The sequence below is a fragment of the Bacillus sp. FSL L8-0152 genome, from assembly GCF_038006365.1.
Classification (GTDB): domain Bacteria; phylum Bacillota; class Bacilli; order Bacillales; family Bacillaceae_G; genus Bacillus_A; species Bacillus_A cereus.
In genome coordinates this window covers 3,557,312-3,581,942 of sequence record NZ_JBBOVB010000001.1, presented here as the reverse complement: position 1 = coordinate 3,581,942, position 24,631 = coordinate 3,557,312, and the positions used below count along the sequence as shown (strand labels likewise).

Below are 24,631 nucleotides of genomic sequence, written 5' to 3'. Positions count from 1 at the left end.
TATGAACGACTATTTGGCTTTTATTTAAAGAAAAGTGAAATGAAAATACTCTCTCTTTTGTATATACTCTCCTTGCCATCAACTGCTACATTTGTTTATCAGGGGGTAAATTTTAAAAATGTGCTTGAGAATTGATAAATGTTTAAGTGTTATAGATTTGAGAAAAAAGAAACAGAATAGTAAGGTATTTGTTGATAAATCCTCTCTTTCGTTACAATATTTTACATATTTGGTATGATATATATATGAGTTCTATGTATATTAAGGGAGGAATGAGAATGAAAAGTTTCATAACACGTGCAAGTGGTAATACAATCTCAAAAAGGTTAGTTTTAATGGTGTTGTCGATGGTTTTAATGATATTGATGATTACACCATCGAATGATGTATCGGCAGCCAATCTATCAAAAGCAGGTTCACTAAAAGGCGTAAATTTATTTAATGGAAGTTGGACAGTTGCTATACAGGCAGCAAATTTACAATATGTTTCGGCTGAGCCTTCGGGAAATATAATAGCAAATCGTAATGCAGTTAATGGATGGGAGAAATTCGAATTAATTTCGACTGGGGAATTATATACGTACGCTTTAAAAGCTAAAAGTAATGGGAAGTATGTTTCGTTTGAGCCAAATGGTAGAGTAGTAGCAGATCGTACATCAATTGGTGCATGGGAAAAGTTTATCTTATATAATGGTGGAGACAATAGGATATATGTATTACAAGCACTAAGTAATGGTAGATATATATCAGCAAATGGTGGTAGAGAATTAACAGCTACTAGTTATGTAGCTGGAAGCTGGGAAAGATTTGTTATTGTATACTTCTAAACTTTGAAGTGTTATATATCTAAATGATAATGGCATGTTTAGTTGGTATAAATACCTAATACAATAAAGTTTTAAGCATGTAATACAAGTGTATATTAACGTGTAAAAGGGCTGCAAATAATTAGCAGTCCTTTTTGCATGGACTTACTGAGGTTATAATGAGAAGAAAAAGAACCCTATAGGGTTCTTTTTCAAGGCATATTAACAGTAAGGAGAATCATGAAATGCTACTTCAAATCTTTATTAGGGGAAAGATTTTGAAAAAGCTTAACACGTATTTATTTTTACATAAATGTAAGATGTAGTAAATTGATAATGTTTATACTTACTATTACTAATATTCAATTAAGATAGTTAATACTATTTGTATGGTGTTAATGAAGTACATATTTAGAAAACTAATAATAGCCCCAAGTTGGTTAAATATGTCTAATATTATATTTTATTTGTTAAAAGAGCTTATAGTTATATCATTTCAAAAATTAATTAACATTTAAACAATTTTAACTGAAATTGGATGTGTATTAAATAAAATAGACAAAGACCCTGTAATAAATACAGGGCCGGATACAGGGTTAAGGGAACGCATAGTTTCTTAATATCATAGTAGCATATATTCTTTGTATAGCTACATGAGGATTTTGACAGAATTAAGAACAAGACAGAAAATCTGTAGGAAAGTAAATATAGTGCTGGAAATGTGATTTTAAATTAAGCTATAGGTATATTGAAATGGATGAAAACTCTTGAGTACCATGATTAAATTGCCTTTAATTATGAGGTTTAGGTTAGAGGGATAATTGGATCTTACTGAAAAGAAAAAATGTTTTTTAGATTAAAAGAAGAAAAGACACCTTTTGGGTGTCTTTTCTTTAGGTAAACAGTTCACATATTGCTGAATTAGATACGAAACCATAATTCGACTACGAAGTAAATCCTAACATAATCTGAACAGAAAAAATATGTAATATTACATTTTTAGTTTTTAATTATTTTATTCAATATAGAGAAGCAACGTAAATAAAAGGGCATGCAGTAGTATCTGCAGCCCTTTTTAGGAGGAACTCAAGACATCATTAGGACACGTATTGGAAACAGGTTCAAGAATAGTATGTGTGAAAAGAAAAAGTCCTATACCAAAAGTAGACAGGACCTTATCTTTTTTACATTTTAAAAAATGAAATTCTGTCCTTTTGAAATCAGTACAGCACACACTTGGTTCGAAATGAAATTAGAAAAAGTATACATGAAAATGGCAGACAACTATTTTGTTGCCTGCCGGTGCCAGTGGGTTGAATGAGTTAGTCAATTCAATAAATTGTGCTATCCCATTACCAGAAGATTGAAGCCGCTAGTTCAAACGGCTTAGACATAGTTTGTCTAATAAAGAAAAAATTATGAGTAGAAATTTTGTTTGCTCTATATGAAAAGATAAGTAGATATTCATCAGACAAGGATAATTTAGCATATCTTGAATAGGGTGTAGGAATGAATTAAAGAAATGGATATTTGTTTAGGAGGGGACTGACTCAGGAGTGGGACTTTCGGACAGGGTTTGGGGAGCGGTGATTGCCTTTGGCATTGCGACTAATATCGTTGCTTGTATAATGGCAGTATACATTCAAAAATATGAGCTAATGATAAATCATCTTACAAATATTTTATTTTTAATAATTATCTCTTTAACGTTTATAAAGATGAAAATTAACAGATGGGTGGCTTTAGGATTTACATTAGTTGTAATAGAGAAAGGTATTAAAGCGGGATATGACTTCTACACACATAATTATTATAGTGTCAGTTGGAGTTTAGCTATTATTGTCTATTGCATATACGAGATGGAAAAGTATCATATTGAAATAAACGAATAGGCGCAACAAAAAGGTGTTAGTAGGTGGAATTCTTTTTAAAATACTATAAAAAAGACACTACAAGAGTGTCTTTTTTTTGAAAATACTCTATAATTAACTTTGGGGAAGGTAATGTTAGAGTATTCGTTTAGCATTATCTTTATATTTGATAAACCATGAAATCGAAAGATTTTGTGGTTTATTTTATGAACAATAGATATTACAGTATTGGCAGTGAGCTATTAATCATTTTAAGCATTAGGGGAGAATGGATTAAAAGTCTAACATCGAATAACGGTTCCGGAATATAGTGTTGCGAAATGATCTCCCATATCCCAAACGGTACTTGCCTGTATATAGCCCTTAAAGCCTTCTGAAGAATAATAAATCTCTTTTGGTATACTTTCTTTAGTTTGGAAATGTGCTTTAGAGTACTTTACATAATGGTTTTTAACAACTTTTGCTTCTGGAACAATAGTGTTTTTTTGTTCCAATGTTGGCCTAGCACTAGAAGGTGGTATGAATTTTACATTGTCTTGGTAATTAGGATCTAAGGTGTCAGCTTGTACACTGTGTGACGAAACAAAGGTGCTTAGACTACTTCCCGCGATTAAAGTTGCAAATACTAACTTTGAGAATTTTGTTAATCTACTCATTCTATAATCTCCTTTTTATTATTTTGTAAGGTATCTCCTTACACCTCACAGTCTATATCCACTACAAAAGGGTGTACATACATATTGATAGACAAAATTCTACAAAATACCGCATGTTTTTGGGATTTATGTATAATAATCCAATGTCTAATAGTCTATCAAAAGTAAAAAGTAGGTCTTATATAAAAGAAAATGAATAATTTATGCAGGTAATGTATATGGAATTATTGTTTAAATATTCTAAAATGAGTTGATAAAGATGTTGGTAGGTTTTTTGGAAAACAAATAATTTCCTAGGTGAAATTTGGAAGGAAGATTCTCTGTTAGAGTTTTTATAAGGGAATTCATTTTCGTAGATTCAAAATGTAAAAATAACTAAAAGAGCAAGTGTTTCAATGGGTAAAAAGCTATGTTGAGTCTTTTTTCTCTGTCGGTGGTCGTCTAATCAATGAAATGACGGATGCTTATGATAGTTTGTGTCTAGCAACATTCGTGTATAAACGAATGAATTAAGAAAAGGGTGAAATATTGGATAACTCGAAATGGATACCTTTAAGTAATGTTGATGATGATGAGGAAATTTGGGTAGGAGCAAGAGTTAGGTTGTACAATGTTGGTATGAATAGAGAAGATAAAGAAAATAATTTCTATGAATATATTATTTCTTATATCTACGACAACACTAAATACTTACAACTAACTAATTTAACAACAGGAAAAGCAGGTTATATTATTTGTGCCATTGAAAAAGAATTACCAAATAATTATGCTTTGGGCAGAACATTAAAGCAAAGAATAGGTTTAGAAAATACCTATTTTAGATTTGAATAATCAACAAATAAGGGAAGCACCAACTCTAAGGTGTCTTCCCTTATTTAATACTTTTTATCAATAATCAATATTAACAGAGCCTAAATAAAAAAGTGAGAAAAATGATAAACATTCTTCTCACTTTCATCAATTAGGGTGGCATATACATAAATATGCGTTTGGGTGGATTTTTGGATGAAAAATCCACATGCATAGTATAACAAACTACATAAGGTAGATTATATGTAATATTGCATATAGGGAAAGATTCTTCTATAGAAATAAAATACAGTTTATACTGAATTATTTATTTATTATAAGGTAATAATATATTATCGGATTTTATATCTATTACTTATGTATACGTGTTACAATGAATTTCTCCAATTTATTTTATTCTTTTATATAGAATTTATGGTTTAGTTATCTCTTACAACAAAATCGGCCGTAGTAAATGATTCATGAATAGTGTGATGCATTTAGAATGGTTCAAAGGCTGTTAAACATAATCATACAAAGAATAAATTTATGTAGTTATTTTTTAGAGAATTTATTATGGTAAAGACTTCATCCGATTTGAATAGCGCTAAATTAAAATTTTTATCCAATCAAGGTCAAATAATATCTGTTAAATGAAGGGTATGTTTCATCCATTTTATTGGGAACAATTCGTAGTTTTAGAATTGCTGAATATGGAAAGATAACATATTCGAAAGGAGGATAGATAAAACGCTGCCTGTGAAATTTAAATCGTTAAATAAGGAAGTTGAGATGATAGGATTTAATAGGGGTTTCATTTCGAATGGTACTGTAAATATATGTAGAAAAAATAAAGGAGAAAAATTTAAATAAACTATATCAGTAGTAAAAGTGAAAGGGAGAAGTATCTAGTGTTTAATATAAAAGAAAGATTGGGACAAATAAAGCTTAAAACGAAGTTGTCTATGGCATTTATTGCAATATTAATTATACCAAGCCTTATCGTAGGAATATCATCTTATAATAAAGCAAAAACAGATCTTAATGAAACAATTTTACAATCAGCACAAGATAATATAAGTATTTTAGATAAGATTGTTGATGATGAATTAGAAAATAAGCAAACAGATGTCTCTCATTTTGCAAAGGTACTCACACAAAGGGATTATAATCCTGAACAATCGCAAAATGTACAGAGTAAATTTGATCAATATATACAGTTACATCCAGAGATAGAAACGATTTATACGGCATCCAGTAACAATCAATTTATTCATGCACCTGTTGGAAAAATACCAGAAGGGTTTAATCCGTTAGAAAGCAGTTGGTATAAGGATGCAGTAAAAGCAAATGGAGAGATCATTGTTTCATCTCCATATAAATCAAAGGCTACAGGAAATATGGTAATAGCAATTGCAAAGCAAAATGCAGATAAAAGTGGTGTCATTGGCGTAGATTTGAATATTAAAGATATAGTAAAAACATCCAAAATGATTAAAATTGGAAAGCAAGGATTTGTATCTATAGTCAGTCAAGATAAAACAATAGTTATTCATCCATCACTAAAGCCAGGAGAGAAATTAGAGAAAACTTTAGCGGATGAACTGTACAAAAAAGAAGATGACGTAATTACTTATAGCCTTAACGGGGAAGATCGAAACATAAGCTTTAAAACAAACAAAAAAACAGGTTGGAAAATAGCTGGCGTAATGCCTACGAAAGAAATTGAAGAAGCTACCAATCCTATTTTTTATAAAACGCTCACTATAATAGGGGCTTCATTATTGTTAGGTGGAATTGTAATTTTATTCATACTTAGATCTATTATTAATCCACTAAGACAATTAGTTATTTCGGCCCAAAGAATTAGTCAGGGAGATTTAACCGAGAAAATAGATATTCGTTCAAAGGATGAACTTGGTCAATTAGGCGGTAGTTTCAATACAATGGCAGAGTCGTTACGTAATATTATTTCTCAAATTAACACATCTGCAGGACATGTAGCTGCGTCTTCTGAGGAACTAACTGCTAGTGTAGAACAAGCAAGCGTTGCGACGGAACAAATTACAAAAGAGATGGAAGAGATCTCGAATAGTGCAGAGGTTCAAAATAATGAAGTTGAGTCTGGAGCTGAATTAATTGGTGAGGTAACACGAAATATTCAATATGTAGCTGAGAATGCATCTGAAGTATCGGCTTCATCCATATACACAAAACAAAAAGCCAATGAAGGTGAACAATTAGTAGAACAAACTGTAACACAAATGCAGTCTATCCATCACTCTGTTTCTCAATCCGATAATGTAATAAAATTATTAGATAAGAAATCGCAACAAATTGGAAGTATATTAGAAGCGATTCAAAATATTGCGGAACAAACAAATTTATTAGCATTAAATGCAGCAATTGAAGCAGCTAGAGCAGGAGAACAGGGGCGAGGATTTGCAATTGTTGCCGATGAAGTTAGGAAGCTAGCAGAGCAATCATCCGATTCTTCGATGGAAATTGGAAGTTTAATTAAGGAAATACAAGCAGACGTACATGAGACTGTAAAAGCTATGAATGAAGTAGGAGTAGAAGTACAGTCGGGAATTAAGGTTGCGAATGATACAAAACAAAGTTTTTATGAGATTTCAAAATCTGCAAATGAAATTGTATCAAAAGTACATGGTATGGTAGAACTATCAAATAAAATGACAACTGATGCAATGAAAGTTGATACATCGATTGATCAAATAGCTATGGCTGTAAAAGAGAATTCTTCAAGTATGCAAACGATAGCTGGTTCATCTGAGGAACAACATGCTTCTATGGAAGAGATAAATTCTTCAGCAATACAATTAGCACAGATGGCGGAAGAACTTCAAGAGTTAATTGGTGGATTTAAGATTTAAGTTGAGATTCTAGGAGAGAATGCTAGAATCTTGTTACAGAGTGGAAATGAAAAATCTTATAACATAGTATATAAGTATAATACGTACTCTCTACACGTATTGAACAGGCAGATAAGCCATTTAAAAACCCTCCATTTGGAGGGTTTTTAAATACATTTACATTAAATTTGTTGTGGTGCACCACCAACACTATATGAAGGAGTAGGATAATGACCATGAGTAGCAAGCTGATTTGTTTTAGAAAACTGAAAAATTCCCACCGTTAATACCCCAATAAAAGCAATGCCTGATAATAATAAGCTAATTTTTTTCATTATTTTAACACTCCTTTTGCGATTGATTTTTGTCTTGCCTGATAACAAATATGGAAATAGTCACTTACCTTTTGGTAGTTCTCTAATTGTCTACATTTTGTGGCAAATAATTCAGCGTATTCGACAACATATTCCCATAATTCTTCTTCCTCAAAGTATAAGATTCCTTCTTGAATGATTTTTTCTAATTCTTCCAATGGAATATTTTCGTTTAATCTTTTTAAAATAGAGAAGTGGTGTGTGTATTCTTCGTTATGAATTTCTCTGCAAATTTGTAGTCCCTTATCAATGAGTTGGCTGGCCGTTGATTGTTCTCCTAACTTATAATGTTCCTTAGCTTGTAGGAAGATGGCCTTGAAGTGTGTAGGGATTTTCTCTGTTACTTCTGAAAGGTGACGAATGGCTAAAGTAGACATACTTTGATCAGAATACAGCCACCCCATAGTATTTTTTACGTATAACAAGGAATCTTCTTCCCTATTTTTTTGTAGTAAATCAATTGCACAATGTAGATATTCTTCTGCTTGTTCGTACTGTTTTAAATAGATGCAGCAACCACCTAACAAACTATTACAAAAGGCTGTTTTTACTTCATAACCTTCATATTTTGAAAAGATTACTCTCGATTTATTTGCGTATTCGATAGAAGCAAGCATGTTATAGGTATGGTGATAAAAAGTAGCAATTCTATAGTAGAATTCAGCGTGTTCAATTTCATCTGGTATGTCTACTAATATCTTTTCTGCCAGTTTATAATGTTCCTCTGCCTCAGTAAAATTTGATATAAAAGTGGAATGAATGGATTTAAAAAAGTGATAATAGAAGCGTAGAAAATGGTCTGTAGGCATATCATAGTCACTAATGGCATCAAAGCTATTTTGTTGGATACCAAGGCTATCTGTTAAGACATTATAACGGAATTCAAGTAGTGAATAATATAGTAACAAATTTTGATCTTGATGTTCTTGATTTGGCTCAGTACTTAATTTGCTGATTTTTTCATCAATTTTCTTTTTTAGATTAGTAGCTTTTATAACTTGTTGAGATAGCATAGATCGATACCAGTCGTTTAATAGAGAGGTTAACTGCTCATTTCCTTTTACTGAGACACTCATAATATACGCCCCCATCTTATAGAAATATCCTAATCCAATTTAATTGTAACTATCATAGCAAAATAGAAGAAAAAATAGTATGATTTTACAACTTTTTCAAGAAAATTCATAAAATAATCAATTATTGTCGAATGTACTTAGAATAAAACATCCAAAAATTATCAAAAGATGATATGAGTCTTTATACGTTCTATTAGGTGAACTAAGAAACTGTGATTGAAGATTTATGAAATTTCCTTTTCTTAAAACGGATCAATTACATATTACTTTTTAAATTGTTTATCAGATACTATAGTATGTATTACAAACAAATATATAAATCTTGTGTGTGTAAATAAGAAGAGAATAAAGAAAACAAAAAAAGAACTTGTAAGAATTCCTACAAGTCCTTATTTAGATAATGTAAAAAGGTGAAACAGAATACCTCATTATTTTTAATAGGGAAATTATCTTACTTATGGCTTGGTTTTATAGAAGATTTGTTCTTATTGTTGATTAAAGGGAAATTTAAGACTGGTAAGGGGGAAGTGCATAAAAGAGAAAGTCTCCTTTACTTATTCTGAAAAGATAATTCAAAAAGCTATTTGTGTATAGAATAAGCTATGCATAAATTCATCAACATTGGTGATAATAAATAAGAGAATCAACATATAAGCATAAACTTGTTAAAGCTCAGTGTAATTCTATAAATAGTAGATATAATCATCTGAAAAATAACATTATTTACTTTTCGAGTAGGGTAAGTAGAAAAAAATAGGAAGTTTTTCTTTGAAGAAAGCTCTTTTGACAGGAATAGATTTTTTCATAACTAGAACAAATAAATTAATAATCGCATATACTGTATTGTCGTTAAAGCAAGACATTATTTTCTCAGAACAAGGGAATCACTAGAAAAATACGTGATTCCTTTATTCTTCAATATAATATCAATAGTTGATTTGAAATAACCGAAGAAATAAAATCTTTGTTAATGGACAATCACATAATTTTAGGTATAGTAGGTTTATAATTTAGACTATAAAAATTAATGTGTCTTTTATTATTTAACTAAGAAGACTCACTCCATAAGGAACTCACAGCAAGTATGAGCATGTGGGAGTAGTTCAAAGCATGCAATATTGTTTGATTTGGCTAATACATAGATTTATCATCTCAGAACTGGTGTAAGAATTATAATGTTTATACCATTCTATTGTATTTTCTAAAGTCTGTTGTAGGGACCATTTTGGCTGCCAATTAAGATTGAATTTTGCTTTGCTAATGTCAAGATTCAGTAAATTTGCTTCATGGAAATTTATTGGACCTATATTTTCTGCTGTCCAATCCCCGCAGCCCCAAATATCTAGTAAACTGGTCACTAATTTTTCTACTGGAACAATATTGCTTAGGGATGGCCCGAAGTTCCATGCTCCTGAATAAAGGATACCATTATTTATAATTTTTTCTGTAAGGAGTAAATACCCGCTTAAGGGTTCTAGTACATGTTGCCAGGGTCTAATAGCAGTAGGGTTTCTAATAATAATGTTTTTGTTTGATTCTAATGCTCGTATACAATCAGGAATAATTCTATCTATTGACCAATCGCCACCACCAATTACATTACCAGCTCGAACGCTTGCAATTATTTTCTTGTGTTGAGAAAAGTTTTCTTCTGAAAAGTAAGAATTTCGATAGGAAGAAATTAAAAGTTCGCAGCATCCTTTACTTGAGCTATATATGTCATGGCCGCCCATAGGGTCAATTTCACGATAACCCCAAGGCCATTCTTTATTTTCATAGCACTTGTCACTTGTCACCATAATTCCTATTTTAGCTGATTCATGTAATCGAATTGCCTCTAGTACATTCATAGTTCCTACAACGTTTACCTCGTATGTTTCTCTAGGATATTCATATGAATACTTAACTAGAGGTTGGGCAGCTAAATGGAATACAATTTCAGGTTTATAATCTGTAAAAACCTTATTTAATTTATTAAAATCTCTAATGTCTCCACGAATATCAATTATATTATTTTGAAGGTTAGTAATGTTAAAGTTATCATTTTTATTTTTAGGATCTAATGAATATCCGATTACAGTAGCACCTAATTCATTCAACCATAGGGATAACCAAGAACCTTTAAAACCAGTATGTCCAGTAATTAAAATTGTTTTTCCGTAAAAAGCATTATTAAAGTTTTGGTTTAACAATTAGTCCACCTCCTTTAGTACCCTATTTTTAGGGGGTTAGGTATAAATGTTTATTATTTTTATACCAATTAACAGTTTTTATAATTCCTTCTTCAATATTAATTCTAGGTTCCCAGGAAAGAGAGTTTTTTATTTTTTGCACATCTGCTTCAGGAACCCATCTTTCATTTGTTCTAGAGGAAATTGCACCGTAATTTGGTCTGGAATTGGTTTTCAAATGTTTGAATAATAATTCTACATAATGTTTCAAGGGGTGAATAGTGCCGCTCCCAATATTAAAGATTTCATTTTGTACAGTAGTATTTTCTACTGCTAGGATACAGGCATCTATTACATTTTCTATATAACAATAATCTCTTAATTGATTACATAAAGTTAAATTTACATCTTTGTTTTGTAATACTCGCAAGATTATATAGCTAAAAATTTTATGCGGCTCTTCGCCTTCTCCGAATATGCCAAAAGGTCTTAATGTTATAAGATTAATATTGTTTTCGCTAGCAATTTGATGGGCGAGTATAGTAGCAGCAGCTTTGGTACTTCCATAGATATCCACAGGAGTTAGTAACATATTTTCATGAATAGGTTCCATCTTGTTACCGTATTCAGAACTACTCCCAAAATTGATGATTTTTTTACAATTCACCAATTTTGCTGCTTGAATAATGTTACAAGTCCCTATAACATTTGTTTCTATAGCATGGATGTAATCTGTATGGGCAGAATTTACACCATAGGCTGCCAGGTGAAAGATATAATCGGGATTAATTTTCTTTATTGCATCTTGTACTTGTTTTTTATCTCGTATATCTATTTCATAGGTTTCAATATATTTTAGAATATCCTTTAGTCTCCAAGAGTTTGATGGTGTTCTTATGAAAAGAACAATTTTTGCTTGTAAATTTAAAAGTCTTCGTGCCAAGTGAGAACCAATAAAACCGTATCCACCAGTAATAAGGAAAGTTTTATTTTTAAATGAAGCAATCATAGTGATAATCTATCCTTTATTAAGATGTATTTTTAGTTGCTGAAATAAATAGATTTATTTTTAAATAAGGAAAGTATCAGTCTTAATTGTGATGAGGGGAGGGGTATTTAAAATGATTTTTTATTGTTGTTGTATCAATTTGGTCAGCAAATAAAGAGGAGGGAGATTTTTGAAAAGTATTATGAAGGGTATGACATGTCTTGTTCAATTGTTCAATATAAGGAATGTATATATAATCTAAAACTGCTGGAGGTAATTCTAAAGTTTCTTGTTTCCATAAATCGAACTCGTTTGGATTAATAATTTGCATACTTCCAAAATGAAAAGCTATTAATTCATCTTGATCAATAAAAACTTTATTATCTGTTTTAGATATAGAACTGCTATTTAAAATGACATTCCAAGGTGCTGCATCAATACCTTTATGAGTCATGATTTTTATATTAGAAAAGATGTTAGGAATGTGATTTAAATATTTTTGGTCACCCCATCTATTCATTTCAACATCATAATGATTATTACAATATTCTAGGCATTTATCTTTCCACCATGTTAAAATTTCTTTACTATTTTGATCGTTTTTGAAGCCTACTAAACCAGCTTGGTATATACCGTGTATGCTTTCAATTGCAGTAGAGCTTCTTTGAGGGCAAAGGAATACAGAGTATTTCCACCACTCATCAAGAATGATATTAGGTGCTGTAAAGAAATACATATCAGCATCACAATATATAATGTGATCAACTTCCGGATAAAGACTAAGGACATGTAGACATAGGGGCGCTTTTAATGTCCAACAATATTCTTGTAAACTTCTATCATTTTTTATACTGAGGAGTTCATGATTTTCAATTTCTTTTACTGGAATTAGTATGGCGTGCTTTAATTTTAATTTCTCTAATATTTGATAAGTTAAATCATCCATACAACAGATCCATACAGTAAATTTAGCGTTGAAATTTTCTAAGGAATAATAAGAGGTCAATCCTTGAATTAATCGTTCTTTACTTATAATCATGGAAAAGTTCATAAAATGATTGGATTGATTCATTTTTCTTCTTAATTGTGAATCTTTATATAAAGTTTGAGCTTTATTTATATCTTTTTTACTTAAAAATTGTTTAGTATCTTTATTGAATTTATCCTTTAATTGCTTTAAAACAAATTGAATTCTCTCTAAATACGGAGTGTAAATATGGTTTAATATATTATTGGGTATTGAAATTTCTCCCAAAGACCAAAGGTCAAAATCATTTTCAGTAAAGATAGTAATACATGCAAAATGGTAAACAACTAGTTTGTCGTTTTCAATAAATACATCGTTTTTAGTCTTGTCAATTTTATAATCGTTATTATATATACAGTTCCAAGGCGCAGCATTTATACCTAAGTTATTTGAAATTTTTACTTTTGGAAAATATATAGGGATATAATCTAAATACTTTTGGTCTCCAAATTTCCCCTCCTCAGCCTCGGCACTGCACCAATCTATACATTTATTTTTCCACCATCTTACACTTTTTAGTCCATAGAGATCATTCTTAAATCCAATTAGACCGGCCTGATATTTTCCATACATCTTTTCTACCCAATCACGATCTCTTTGGGGGGTTAGGAAAATAGAATGGTCACCCCATTCCTCAAAAATAATATTAGGGTCAGAGAAAAAGCATAAATCACCATCACAATATAGAATAGATGGTAAATCATAATTGACCAATAAATATTCTATCAAGACAGATTTTAAAGTCCAACAATATTCATTTACTTTTCTTTTTCTCTTAATTGCTTTTAGTTCACGATCTTCTAATTCTTCAACTTGTAAAAGGTTTACATTAATTAAACTCATTTCTTTTAATAGTGAATATGCAAAAGGATCTATACAACAAATCCACAATGTGAATTTTTCTGAGTACTGCATTAGTGATTGCTGTAAAGCAATAATTTTCAAGACATACTCACTACCTACAATGACGCAGAAATGATTATTTAGATCATGTTGTTGATTATAGAATTGGGGATGTCTTTTTTGAGTATTTTTTTTGGAGAGATTTGAAGCTTTAATTCCTGTTGAAAGTGGGTTAACTATTTTCTCATTAGAGGGGATATACAATCGAGGTAAACTTATTTTTTTATCATTAGAGTTCAATGCTTATTCAGTCCTCTCCACTAAAATTTATTTGGATTCCAACTTTCATTTACAGTTTTTAAATCTTTAGGTGTATCGACACTAGCCCAAAAGTCATTGTGTTCATAGACTGCGAGCTCATTGTCTTTTATTAAATTTCGAAGAGGATCTTCTTCTAGAACACAATCATCATTATTACTTAAATAATCGAATATTTCTTTGTTAAATACAAAAAACCCGCCATTAATTACTTCATCAAGTAATGGTTTTTCTTTAAAATCAATAGCAATTCCATCTTCGACCTCCAATAGGCCGTATTGACTATTTTTTTTAATTCCAGTTAATGTAGCAATTTTTCCTTTTTCTTTATGGAATGCTATTAGTTGATCAATATCTATATTAGCTAATCCGTCACCATAAGTTAATAAAAAGGTTTCACCCTGTACAAAGGATTCAAGTTTTTTTAGTCTTGCCCCGGTCATTGTATCAATTCCTGTATCTATAAAATGTATATTCCAATTTTCTAATTCCTGAAGTAGCGTATATTGACTGGTTTTAAAATTCAAACTAAAGTCATTCTCTTTCCAGCTAAAGTCCATAAAATATTCTTTAATTTTCTCACCTTTATATCCTAAGGGCAAAATGAAATCAGAATGTCCATATTTTCTATACCAATTCATTATATGCAAGAGGAGAGGCTTTCCTTGAACTCGAACTAATGGTTTGGGAATGTCCTCTAAAATTCCTTGCATCCGAAGCCCTTTTCCGCCACACAAAATTATGACTTTCATAGATTTATTTCCTTCCTCTCTATATATTTTACTAATTTAAACTATGTAGTTTGTTTGATAAATGTATACACGGTTGTACCATAATGACAATCAACTAAAAAATATATGTTAGATTTATAATTCAAATGCTGATTAAACGTGAAGAATACGCACTGTAGTTTATTCTCAATCTTATGTAAATTAGGTTATTTTAAAATCAATGCTTTATTTTATTTAATACTAATGAAAGAAATTGCTTGTTTATAAGATAAAAGAAGGGGAGGGGAAACAAGGGAATTGAAGAAGCTTATAATGAAAAATCTAAGAAGGAAATTAACTATTTAAAGGAAAAGTGAACAAATATTAAATTGTAGATTTTACAAATTTAAAAAAGAGCACCGTATAAAGGTGCTCTAGTGATGGAATCAATTTTGTAAAGAACCATTTATTCAATAAAGAAGGACTTATGAATTATTATATGAACGGTTTATTAATTAAGTGTGTATCAATTAGATGGGAATTTTATTTCTCTACACCTATTTTAATTTACTGGCAAAATCATGTTAAAAGTAAGAAGGAAAGTATTAAGTTAATGTTATTTTATTTAAAATATAATCCCAATCGGAATCATCACCTTCCCATCTATCCTGATAACGTGGGAGTTCAATTGAACAAACCCTTGATATTCCCCAATTTTGTTCAACGATATTAGATATATCCTCCTTAAAATTGACAATAAGAATATTAAAATCTTTATTTGTAATTTCGGATAATACGTTTTTTAATTCAATCGCTTCATCTCGATTTCCCCAAATCCTAATGAATAAAATCGATTCACTACTATTTATTTTTTCAAGGAATCGATTAATTCTAGTGTCTAATTTAGCTTTAAAAGAAGGATAAGTTGATTTCCAATTCTTTTCTGAGTCAATAGGAAAGTCATGCATTGAAAAACAATTATAATAAGTGTCCTTTATACAATAGGTAATTCGTTCTGCCCATTTAGTTTGATTATCAAATTCTGATTCAATAAGACCGTAACTTTCTGAACCTTCTATGACCATATTTTCCAACTTCATAAATTTTTCAAACCGACTTTGAAGTAATCTGTTTACATCTGAAAGTGATGGATAATAAAACCAATCTAAAGGTCCAGAAAATGTTCTTAAATGGTGCCTTTTGATTTGGTTAGTGACTTGACACAATCCTCCTAAACTTACAATTACGCCATAGGATTTTTGTATATCATCTAGGTTCATCCTCATCATCCTTTTTAAAAGTAATTTAAATTATCTATTCAGTATATGATGCAATAACATATTGATGTGGACATATATATCAAAGTACATAGAACTAAGACAATGGTATAAATTTGAAAAGTCAAAATCCCTAAGTTAAGGGATTATATCTTTAATGTTATATCATTGAGTTGCTATTGGAATGAAAACTGGTAGGGATATTGCACCAGAGTTATTTACTCTCCAGTAACTTAAATTAGAAACCAGTCCTTGATTACTGTAGTAAAATTGTTGTCTTTTTAAAAGAATACTTAGATAAAAAAAGAAAACCCTATTGGTTAGCATTTAACGAGTAGAGTTTTCTTTGAAGTAGCACCTTTTACATGATAAATATTGAAGAGGGAAAACCCACTTAGAAAAACTTTTAAGCAGAAAAATAGACTAGTCTATTTTAATTTCTAATGGTCCCAGTATCTTTTATTTTGACGTGTGTCTTTACATTTATTTTAGCCTCTGCTAACGCTTGCAACCAATCTCCTTTTACTTTTTTCCACTCTTTATATTGAAATGCTCTAGCATATAGGGATAATCCGATTGGATCAATTTTATTCTGCTGTATTTCATACAACATATTTTGTAAATTATTATTAATTTCTTTTTGAATAGCACTTTTTAAATTATTTATATTTTTTTTATTATCATAGTGTCCCTTAATTGAATTCGCATTGGTTTTTTCTATTAAAGCTACATTAGCATATATATCGAGATTAAATACAAACTTTCCGTTTTGAAAATTAACAACTACCTTCCTTGTCGCGTTCTGTACGAAGATAGAAGTGTTTGTTTTTTTGTTGGACTTTTTAGGAGGAAGCGCAAGGTGTAGTATCATTCGCCCGCTACTTTTTTGCTTATTTATAAGATTGAAAAATTTAACATCTTTTTTAGGGATATGAGTTAAATATTTCCCTTTTTGATTTAAAAATGCAATTCCAACTGTGTCGATTTCATTCTTTGTTTTTTTGATAATTGGAACAGTTTGCGTCATTCCTTCTTCATTTTGTTCTCGCATTAATTGTTGAATTGTAGAAGAGACGGATTGGTTATTTTGAATTGACGATTCGATTACACCATTTATATAAGATGAAAGTGATGGTTTACTAGGCTTATGAATTTTAAAAACTTCTTCTGCAGGTCCATCTACAAGTACTACTTTAGCATTAATGGTAGCGTAAGGATCACGGTAAGAAGAATCAAGCTCCTGCAACCAATTTGCTTCTTGCGCTAATTTTTTCCCAATTAAAATGATTTCAGCTTTGGAAGCTGTCATAAAGCCTGTTAACTTCGTATCTATCTTACTGAATCCAGTATATACAGTTGATGCTTGTGTCCAATGTTCTATAGTACTTTTTGGTTGTTTATGATGAAAGAGTGGTATGCTTGTTCCAACTTTTATGTCTCCATTAGGGGTTCTATCCAAGCCAATTAACAGGATTAATGAAACCTTCTCAAGAGGAATTCTCTGACTACAACCAATTATATATACACAACAAATTACAATCCATATCCATTTTCGAATCAAAGTTGTTTCCTCCTAGTAATCCAAGTAAAAAGAATACTGTAAGCGAAAAATAAGATTGGTAATAGAATAAAGAAAAAGACATTTAAGATATCCATAAGATAATATATAAACAAATATTGATCCACATCGGGATTTAGGAAAATAAATAGGCCAACTATAAGTAACATAAAAGCAAGTAGCGCCCAATTGCGGGCGTTTTTTTGAAGTGAAATGGTCACAGATTCAAAACTGAAAAATAAATACGGATATATTGTAGTGGAAAATACAATTAAATAGTAAGCGATATATATAATTTCTAATCGTTCCATGAAAGAAAAACGAACCCCTTTTAACAGATGAAATACTGGCCAGATTACATCTTTTATCCCTTCTGGACTAAAGTATATATAAGAAAGGATAGTAACATATAGATAGAAAAACATGGTTCCAGTATTCGCTATTAGTAGTCCTTTTATGGCTTTTTGTTTTTTTTGTAAGAATGGGTATATATAATATGCAATTTCTAGGCCAGCATAAGGAGTAATGGTTTCTTTTGTTGCCTTTACAATAGGGTATAATCCTTCTTTAAATATAGGTAGTAGGTGTAAAGGATTGTAGTTAGTCTTTAGTGAAAAAAGAAGAAATAGCGGCATCCAAGTAGTGAAGAAGAAAACAAGCATAGAATAACTAGTAAGAGCCCTTAACCCACTCAGGGCTAAAATAATAAAAGGTAATAGTAATAATATGGTGATTTGATAAGCAGGAGTGGAAGGGAATATCCACACTTTTACAATATCAGTTGCCTTTAATAAAGTATTAAATCCAGCAAAAAATAGATAAAAGGCATATGCAAGAAAAAGAATTGTCCCTATCCATTTACCAAAGTATGTTTTTAAGATTTGTGAGAAATTTTTGTTAGGATTTTTTTGTAACATTAATATAATAAATACACCGATTATAGAAGTAACTATCCATCCGAGAATGATCGAAATCCAGCCATCTGTACCAGCAGTAGTAGCAAGTGGGCTTGGCATAATTAACATACCAGATGCGAGTTGCAGCGAATGAATGAAAATAATAAATTCGAATAAAGTTACTTTTTGGAACTTAAGATTCTCCATGTTAACCACCTTCTTTTTTCTTTCTTTGTTTCGGCTGTCCTGTACTCGAGCGGGTGGTAATCATCGAAATAGGAAATCTTACAAAAGAATCTTTTAACTCTTGGAGACGAAATGGTGCGATTGGCATTCCGTATGGTGAACCATAGGAAGTTAGTGAAACAAAATGAGCAAATAAGAGCATTAATCCACTAACAATACCTACAATCCCATAAAAGTAAGCCAATAACATCATTGGAAAACGGATAAGGCGTATAGAACTTGATAAATCATAATTAGAAACAATAAATGAAGCAATGGCTGTAATAGATACGATAATAACCATAACGTTACTAACAAGACCAGCTTGAACAGCTGCCTGTCCAATTACAATCCCTCCAACGATTCCAATAGTTTGTCCAATTGGTTGTGGTAAGCGAATGCCAGCTTCACGTAGCATTTCTAGTGTAATTTCCATTATAAAAGCTTCCAATAAGGGGGAGAAAGGGACTTTGACTCTTGATGTTGCAATAGAAGTGTATAAGTCTATAGGAATAATTTCAAAGTGAAAAGAGACTATAGCAATATAAAATGCGGGTAAAAAAATAGCTATAATAAATCCTGCAAATCGTAATAAGCGAAAAAATGATGCGATGAGCCAATGAATATTATAGTCATCTGGGGTTTGAAAAAATCCAATCAAATTCATCGGAACAACCATTGCACCAGGGGATCTATCCATTAATACTGCTACTTTCCCATCAAGTATATGATTTGAAATGGCGTCTGGGCGCTCGCTTAAATATGCCTGTGGAAAAGGAGTCCAATTTTGATCTTTTGTATAATTAGATAGCTCTCCAATACTTAATACCGCATCTGTTTTGATTTTACAGATTCTGGTTTCAATTTCTTGGACTACATCTGCGTTTGCTACATCACCTAAGTAAATTAAATAGACTAAAGAAGTGGCTCTTTCTCCAATCGTCAGCTTTTTGATTTTTAACTCTGTAGAAGGAATATATCGACGGATAAGACCTATATTTTTTGTGGCATTTTCAATAAATCCATCATGGGATCCTTTTATAGTAACTTCTGAAATTGGCTCTTGAATTGCTCTCTCTGCCCAGCCTTTTGTATTTATTAGAAGTGAACGCTTTTCTCCCTCCATAAACAGTACACATTGCCCCTCAAGTAATCCTTCTTTAATTTCATTCCATGTATATACTATTTTGGTATGAGTAGCAATAATATTAGAATTAAATATTTGACTGTCTTCATTTACGTTTTGTAATAATGGTGTAACAACATTGCTTTTTAATGCAACACCATCTGTAAGGCCTTCAAAATAATATAATAAAATATTCGTGTTTGTTTTTAATTGCAAAGGATGTTCAATTAAATCTGCACTAATATCAAAGATGTTATCTAATGTATTTTTAAGTTCTTTTAAGTTACTTGTTTGGATCTTTTCAATGGTTTTATCTGTCTTAGTTTCTAAGGTCTCTTCATTTAAGGACAAAATTGACACCTCTTTAATATATAACGATTAGTTGTATTTATTATTTTTATATGATTGAATTTTATTCACTAATTTAAACTAATTGGAGATAAGAATTAATAAATTTGATGTGCTATATTATTAATTCAATAATTGGGAGCAAAAAGCAGATGTAATTTGTGTGGAAATTTCAGTATTAAGATAGAATTGAAATTTGAATGATTATAATAAAAAGAGCCCTTGATAGGTTCTTTTTTTAGTTGGTAAATATGATGTCAACAATAGATGGCGATAAAGGTAGTAATTTAGATGTCTTTATGTTAATCTGCTAAATTTTGTAAGGAGAATTCTTTTTTTCATACCTTCATACTCAATGAAAAAGGATATTTCATTTATTTGGGTGTTCTAGTGTATTTTAATTTTGCGCACCAACAAATTTTGTTTAGGGACAAAATGCGTTTTCTTAATTATCAGAAAAAACAGTGCGACAAAATTCCTATTAATTATTTTGGTAGGTATCAAATATTTCTTTGACCTTATTTTCTTGATATTACCGTACGTTTATATGTTTCTAAGGGAAAGAAATACTTTCATTTTTATTACCATCTATTGTTTGATTAAGATGGTAACATGAAAGTGAAACGTTTACAACCAGAAAATAAAGAAAAAATATTAAAATACGACTTTTTTCGACAATCATTCTATGTTTATATTTCATTTTATTATAGGAAAAGGCGGGGGAAAGCGGACCTTTTCCTATAAAATGTTTTGTTGGAATTAGAAATAACTAAAAAAGTAATATTATCTTAAAATTAAAATGAAATTCAATGATAAGGTTATAATTGAATTTTTAAACCTCATGTGTATTGAAAGTATGGTCAAATCTTAATCCACGTTGCGTTTCTTCCTTTTGTAACTAGCTTAATATGGCCAAACACTTGCAAGGAATTTAAAGCCTTACTGATTGTACTTTCTGCAATGTCTGGATAAGTGTTACGAATACTTTCCTTAGTAAAGGGTTGTTTTTGTTTAAGTATAAAATCCTGAATTCTCTCAACTTTAGTATGTTTACATATAGAATCTAGAACTGTGTTATGTAGATCTTTGTAAGCCTCTAATATAATGGTTAAAAACGTTTTTAACCAAAAGCTATTATTATGTTCCTCGCAGTACCAATTCACCGAAGATTTATAAATCGAATTGTAATAATCAGATTCGTTTTTCTTAATATATTTATCCAAACATACATATTTTACAAATGTATGTCCACTCTTAATTAACAGCAATTGCATTAACATAAATGCCAGCCTGTTATTACCTTGATTGAAAGGGACTATGCAATAAAAATTTAATATAAAACGAGCTATTAATAAAAGTGAATGTAGCCCCTTACTAGTATTTAATGAGTTGTATTGATCACATAATTGCTCCATAAACCGTGGGATAAGTTCATGCGGAAGAATGCGGTAACTATTCAAGTGCATTCCATGTTCTGGAACTCCTGGAATAATAAAAGGTTTTTCACGCCATTTGGCACTGTCAGAGGTAATATAATGTATTAGTTGAAAATGTAATTCCTGTATAGTTGCTGGATTAATTAATAAAGTACAGGAGTTTTTATGTACAAAAGAAAGTGTTTGATAATAGCAGAAAATAGCATCTTCAGAAATATTTTGAGGTACTATATCATCTAAAATAAGTTCTTTTAATCTTTTATTAGGAACTTTTATATCCTCATAAATAGTTGTGAAATTTTTTATGTAATGTAGTGGTATAGTTTTTTCTAAACTATTAAATATGTCAGGGTTTTGTTCCTGATAAGCAGCTAATTTTCCTTTGAATTCGCTAATTTCACTTATTAAATTGATTAACCTCCTTTTTAATTCAATATTTTTGTACTTATCATCAAAAAAGTCTCTCATTTTTGTTCCTCCTGTAACCCCTTAACACGTTGTTGCATATATCTTTCCATTCTAAAGGTATGCCACGAAATCATTGTAAAATAAAGATATTGTAGGTCTGATTTTGAATATATATATCAGAATCTATATTTTTATTTAACAATTAAAATGTGGAAATTATAAAGAAGAATCGTTACGATTCAATTTTAATAGGCATAATCCTAACATCAAATGCAAAAATGTACAATAAAAAAATATAAAATATAAAACTATCAAATCTTTTGAAAGATTATCTAAAAGAGTTTTAAGAAGTTGTAGGTATAGATGTTCTTTGGTTTAGGAGTAAATAATAAAGCGATAATAAAGTTTTCATAGGTAATTAAAAAGTAGATAGACTATTAATTTGTGACAATTACGTGCCTAATCTATCATATGCTTTTATGAGAATTCTAAAATTAAATCCTAACGAGCTGAATTTTCTATATTTAGCATAAATATTAGGGAGGCGTGCTGATGAAATGTATCATTTTATATAGAAATATGTAACGTTTAACACTCGTATTGTAAAATATTTTGACATACGTTAATTTAAATATTAGGTACAGGAACATTTAATAAAAACTCAGTACTAAAATACCCTTTAAACGTTTCACCCTAAGAAAACTTTTCTCAAGCACACTGAAGTTCATCCTTTGTTTCTGTGCCTTATTAGATAAAAATAACACAATAAATTATTAGAATGTGATAGTTAAAATTGTATTTTTAAATCTTTTCTATTTTTAAACCTTTTCTCTTTTCTTAAACATTAACAATTTCTTGATAATCTGTTTAAAGTAAGGAAATACAGGATAGAAAATAGCTATTAATAAAGAAAATACAGTTAAGCTAGATACCTTAAGTTATTTTATAAGTAATTAAGCGTTAGTTTGAATTAGTAGGGGTATTATATGTGTTTTAACCTCAAGTGTATATGTTTAAGGTTAAAGAATTTGTGAGTGGTATAAAAGTAGCGGAAGTCTGGAAGAAACGGATATAATCGGTTTCTTCTAGACTTTTTTGCTTTTTGTAATATAAAAAATTTATTTTTCCTACATGAGGAATTTTTTTGTTTTAATATTTGAATTTTTTGTGAAATTAAATGAAGTTTTTATTCTTCTTTTAATACATAATGTTACAAAATTGCTTAATTGTATTTACTTTATTTTTATAGGAGATTAAAAATAATAATAAATGTACCAATTTATGAGAGATATTAATATATTAATTGACGATTTGTTCGTTTATCCCTATATTGCTATTATATTAGCGAAAGCAATATATTGGGGGGACAAAAATGAAATTGAAATTAACATCTAAATTGGAAAGATTAAGAACAAGTAAAAAGGGGATTGGTGCTTGTGTTTTGGCTGCAGGCATGACAGCAATCACAATGACTCCTCAAAGTGCGTATGCACACGGGTTTGTTGAAAAGCCGAGTAGTCGTGCTGCTTTATGTAGTCAGAATTATGGGGCATTAAATTTAAATTGTGGAAATGTAATGTATGAACCTCAAAGTCTAGAAGCACCTAAAGGGTTTCCCGATGGTGGACCGATTGATGGTAAAATCGCTTCGGCAGGAGGACTATTTGGAGGAACTCTTGACCAACAAACAACAAATCGTTGGTTCAAAAACACAATTAAGGGTGGAGAAAATACATTTACATGGAAATATACAGCAGCACATTCTACAAGTAAATGGCATTATTACATTACAAAAAAAGGATGGGATCCTAATAAACCATTAACACGTGCGGAATTAGAACCAATTGGAACTGTAAAACATGACGGTTCGGCCGCATCAAATAATTTAACACATACAATTAATGTACCAACTGATCGTAATGGTTATCATGTTATTTTAGCTGTATGGGATGTAGCAGATACGTCAAATGCCTTTTATAATGTAATTGATGTAAATTTAGTAAATAATGAAACACCTGATACAGTAGCTCCAAGTCAACCAACTGAATTAAATGCCTCTAAAGTTTCTGCCAATAGTGTTGAAATAACATGGAAGGCCTCTACTGATAATATAGGTGTAAAAGAATATCAAGTGTTACGTAATGGAGAAGTAATTAATACGGTACCAGGTACAACTTGTATTGATAAAAAACTAAAAGCAGATACGGAATATACTTATACAATAAAGGCATTAGACTCTGCTGGAAACATATCAAAAGAAAGTGAAAAACTAAAGGTTAAGACAACACATGCAATCCCAGATATAGAGGCTCCAGCTCAACCAAAAGGATTACATAGTATGGGTACAACGGCGACAACTGTTGATTTGATGTGGAGTCCGTCAGAAGATAATGTAGGTGTTGACCATTATATTGTATATAGAGAAAGCGCTGGGGTTATGAATAAAATTGGGACGGCGGCTAATACATCCTTTATGGATAAAGATTTGAAGGCTAATACATCGTATAAATATGTAGTGACGGCGGTTGATTTAGCTGGAAATGAATCTAGTAGAAGTGATGTTTTGAATGTAACAACAAAGTTAGAGGATTCCGCATATGAAAAATGGGATGCAAGAAAAGCATATACTAAAGGTGATAGAGTAATACATGAGGGGAAAGTGTACGAAGCGGTTCAAAATCATCAAGGAAATGGCGACTCAAATTGGATTTTTGCTTTATCGCTTTGGAAGCCAGTTTTGAATAAATGATAAGCTGAAAAAGGTAGTTAACAAATTTGGATTGCTCTTTAAAAATTAAGGGCTGTTTCAAATATAATTATCTAATGGATTAAATAATATGTTAATAAAGTGAAAT

Annotated in this window: 18 protein-coding genes and 1 pseudogene; 7 read left to right on the top strand and 12 right to left on the bottom strand. The window is 30.5% G+C overall.

What is annotated here, in order from left to right; all coding sequences use genetic code 11:
* Positions 1-278 precede the first annotated feature (278 nt).
* Both MHH27_RS17950 and MHH27_RS17945 read left to right on the top strand, forming a co-directional pair.
* Positions 279-827 carry a fascin domain-containing protein gene (locus MHH27_RS17950; protein ID WP_000834557.1) on the top strand — a complete coding sequence of 183 codons (549 nt, stop codon included), beginning with the start codon at positions 279-281 and terminating at the stop codon, positions 825-827.
* Positions 828-2,362: 1,535 nt separating this feature from the next.
* Complete coding sequence (locus MHH27_RS17945; RefSeq protein WP_000524431.1) at positions 2,363-2,698, top strand: hypothetical protein; 336 nt, start codon at positions 2,363-2,365, stop codon at positions 2,696-2,698.
* 260 nt (positions 2,699-2,958) lie between these two features.
* On the opposite strand, the gene MHH27_RS17940 is transcribed toward MHH27_RS17945, so the two are convergent.
* Entirely contained in the window at positions 2,959-3,333 is a 375-nt protein-coding gene (locus MHH27_RS17940; protein ID WP_000088962.1) for a hypothetical protein, read from the bottom strand.
* A gap of 387 nt (positions 3,334-3,720) precedes the next feature.
* On the opposite strand from MHH27_RS17940, the gene MHH27_RS17935 reads away from it, so the two are divergent.
* The 4 genes and pseudogenes from MHH27_RS17935 (at position 3,721) to MHH27_RS32055 (ending at position 7,016) form a co-directional block, all read left to right on the top strand.
* A complete protein-coding gene (locus tag MHH27_RS17935) occupies positions 3,721-3,846 on the top strand; it encodes a hypothetical protein (RefSeq protein ID WP_002026153.1) in 126 nt (41 codons plus the stop codon).
* A 33-nt stretch (positions 3,847-3,879) separates the two neighbouring features.
* Complete coding sequence (locus tag MHH27_RS17930; RefSeq protein WP_090977645.1) at positions 3,880-4,164, top strand: hypothetical protein; 285 nt, start codon at positions 3,880-3,882, stop codon at positions 4,162-4,164.
* 923 nt (positions 4,165-5,087) lie between these two features.
* Positions 5,088-6,074 (top strand): annotated as a pseudogene (locus MHH27_RS32060) (HAMP domain-containing protein); the annotation flags it as partial.
* Entirely contained in the window at positions 6,069-7,016 is a 948-nt protein-coding gene (locus tag MHH27_RS32055; RefSeq protein WP_438825349.1) for a methyl-accepting chemotaxis protein, read from the top strand. The pseudogene MHH27_RS32060 and the gene MHH27_RS32055, both read left to right, overlap by 6 nt.
* Before the next feature lie 161 nt (positions 7,017-7,177).
* On the opposite strand, the gene MHH27_RS17920 is transcribed toward MHH27_RS32055, so the two are convergent.
* The 11 genes from MHH27_RS17920 to MHH27_RS17870 all read right to left on the bottom strand — a co-directional run bounded on the left by MHH27_RS17920 (position 7,178) and on the right by MHH27_RS17870 (position 21,836).
* Entirely contained in the window at positions 7,178-7,330 is a 153-nt protein-coding gene (locus MHH27_RS17920) for a hypothetical protein (RefSeq protein ID WP_000724110.1), read from the bottom strand.
* On the bottom strand, positions 7,330-8,445 hold the full coding sequence (locus MHH27_RS17915; RefSeq protein WP_016512475.1) for a Rap family tetratricopeptide repeat protein: 1,116 nt from the start codon (positions 8,443-8,445) through the stop codon (positions 7,330-7,332). The genes MHH27_RS17920 and MHH27_RS17915 overlap by 1 nt, the downstream gene beginning before the upstream one ends.
* 1,103 nt (positions 8,446-9,548) lie before the next feature.
* Complete coding sequence (gene rfbG, locus MHH27_RS17910; protein ID WP_000934344.1) at positions 9,549-10,637, bottom strand: CDP-glucose 4,6-dehydratase; 1,089 nt, start codon at positions 10,635-10,637, stop codon at positions 9,549-9,551.
* 28 nt (positions 10,638-10,665) lie between these two features.
* Positions 10,666-11,625, bottom strand: coding sequence for an NAD-dependent epimerase/dehydratase family protein (locus MHH27_RS17905; protein ID WP_000561952.1), 960 nt, complete (start codon positions 11,623-11,625; stop codon positions 10,666-10,668).
* An 82-nt stretch (positions 11,626-11,707) separates the two neighbouring features.
* The gene (locus tag MHH27_RS17900) at positions 11,708-13,774 is read right to left on the bottom strand and encodes a hypothetical protein (RefSeq protein ID WP_001087519.1); all 2,067 of its coding nucleotides are present in this window, start codon (positions 13,772-13,774) and stop codon (positions 11,708-11,710) included.
* Between the two features lie 20 nt (positions 13,775-13,794).
* A complete protein-coding gene (locus MHH27_RS17895; protein WP_000864429.1) occupies positions 13,795-14,544 on the bottom strand; it encodes a sugar phosphate nucleotidyltransferase in 750 nt (249 codons plus the stop codon).
* A 563-nt stretch (positions 14,545-15,107) separates the two neighbouring features.
* A complete protein-coding gene (locus tag MHH27_RS17890) occupies positions 15,108-15,782 on the bottom strand; it encodes a papain-like cysteine peptidase (protein ID WP_016512478.1) in 675 nt (224 codons plus the stop codon).
* Between the two features lie 430 nt (positions 15,783-16,212).
* Positions 16,213-17,340 carry a Ger(x)C family spore germination protein gene (locus MHH27_RS17885; RefSeq protein WP_000619980.1) on the bottom strand — a complete coding sequence of 376 codons (1,128 nt, stop codon included), beginning with the start codon at positions 17,338-17,340 and terminating at the stop codon, positions 16,213-16,215.
* A complete protein-coding gene (locus MHH27_RS17880) occupies positions 17,337-18,440 on the bottom strand; it encodes a GerAB/ArcD/ProY family transporter (RefSeq protein ID WP_340943582.1) in 1,104 nt (367 codons plus the stop codon). The genes MHH27_RS17885 and MHH27_RS17880 overlap by 4 nt, the downstream gene beginning before the upstream one ends.
* Position 18,441: 1 nt before the next feature.
* On the bottom strand, positions 18,442-19,935 hold the full coding sequence (locus tag MHH27_RS17875) for a spore germination protein (protein ID WP_340943579.1): 1,494 nt from the start codon (positions 19,933-19,935) through the stop codon (positions 18,442-18,444).
* An 857-nt stretch (positions 19,936-20,792) separates the two neighbouring features.
* Entirely contained in the window at positions 20,793-21,836 is a 1,044-nt protein-coding gene (locus MHH27_RS17870) for a Fic family protein (protein WP_001204217.1), read from the bottom strand.
* Between the two features lie 1,312 nt (positions 21,837-23,148).
* Here MHH27_RS17870 and MHH27_RS17865 point away from each other — a divergent pair.
* Positions 23,149-24,525: a lytic polysaccharide monooxygenase gene (locus MHH27_RS17865; RefSeq protein WP_340943577.1), complete on the top strand. Its 1,377-nt coding sequence runs from the start codon at positions 23,149-23,151 to the stop codon at positions 24,523-24,525.
* The last annotated feature ends 106 nt before the right edge of the window (positions 24,526-24,631 follow it).

Bases quoted from the DNA above. Each gene is read 5' to 3' on its own strand.
- MHH27_RS17950 (WP_000834557.1), top strand. From the start codon at position 279: ATGAAAAGTTTCATAACACGTGCAAGTGGTAATACAATCTCAAAAAGG.
- MHH27_RS17940 (WP_000088962.1), bottom strand. From the start codon at position 3,333: ATGAGTAGATTAACAAAATTCTCAAAGTTAGTATTTGCAACTTTAATC.
- MHH27_RS32055 (WP_438825349.1), top strand. From the start codon at position 6,069: ATGGCAGAGTCGTTACGTAATATTATTTCTCAAATTAACACATCTGCA.
- MHH27_RS17920 (WP_000724110.1), bottom strand. From the start codon at position 7,330: ATGAAAAAAATTAGCTTATTATTATCAGGCATTGCTTTTATTGGGGTA.
- MHH27_RS17915 (WP_016512475.1), bottom strand. From the start codon at position 8,445: ATGAGTGTCTCAGTAAAAGGAAATGAGCAGTTAACCTCTCTATTAAAC.
- MHH27_RS17905 (WP_000561952.1), bottom strand. From the start codon at position 11,625: ATGATTGCTTCATTTAAAAATAAAACTTTCCTTATTACTGGTGGATAC.
- MHH27_RS17895 (WP_000864429.1), bottom strand. From the start codon at position 14,544: ATGAAAGTCATAATTTTGTGTGGCGGAAAAGGGCTTCGGATGCAAGGA.
- MHH27_RS17890 (WP_016512478.1), bottom strand. From the start codon at position 15,782: ATGAACCTAGATGATATACAAAAATCCTATGGCGTAATTGTAAGTTTA.
- MHH27_RS17880 (WP_340943582.1), bottom strand. From the start codon at position 18,440: ATGGAGAATCTTAAGTTCCAAAAAGTAACTTTATTCGAATTTATTATT.
- MHH27_RS17870 (WP_001204217.1), bottom strand. From the start codon at position 21,836: ATGAGAGACTTTTTTGATGATAAGTACAAAAATATTGAATTAAAAAGG.
- MHH27_RS17865 (WP_340943577.1), top strand. From the start codon at position 23,149: ATGAAATTGAAATTAACATCTAAATTGGAAAGATTAAGAACAAGTAAA.